General features: G+C 34.0%; 1 protein-coding gene and 1 pseudogene. Both read left to right on the plus strand.

What is annotated here, in order from left to right; genetic code table 11:
* The coding region (locus AC3G7N_RS22410; RefSeq protein ID WP_489424307.1) for a cation:dicarboxylate symporter family transporter at positions 1-198 on the plus strand (198 nt) is incomplete at its 5' end.
* Positions 199-412: 214 nt separating this feature from the next.
* A pseudogene (locus AC3G7N_RS22415) lies at positions 413-536 on the plus strand (acyltransferase family protein); the annotation flags it as partial.

Consider the following 536-nt stretch of genomic DNA (forward strand, 5'->3'; position numbering starts at 1 on the left):
GTTCTTTCTTCAATGAATTTACCAGTCGCATTGGCCGGGCTTCTTATTTCCATTGAAGCGTTAATCGATATGGGACGTACTGCGCTAAATGTGAATGATTCCATTTTATCTGGTACGCTTACGTCTCGCATTTTAGGGAAATTAAATATAAAAACGTTTCATGATGAAACAGCGATAGAAAAAGACACTTCACTGTAAAAGATTGATAAGATAATGGCCGCTTTCCCTATGGAGAGCGGCTTTCGCATGCAGGTAAACGTTTAGGTATATTATTACATGGCAGTTTCTTTGTTTCATTCCATTTACATTTCTCTAACAACCATATGAAATCTGCTATTTTAATACGTATTTATGTTTAAAAAAGGGTATATTGTTCATACACTGTGATATTTAACATAAAGGAATGAGTTTAATGGGAAGAACTGCATATTTTGATAATGCGAAACTTGCACTTATTTTTTTAGTAGTATTTGGTCATATGATTCAGCCATTTACGGATGGATCACAAGGCATTAACACATTATATATGTGGATAT

It is taken from the genome of Virgibacillus carmonensis, from assembly GCF_057836705.1.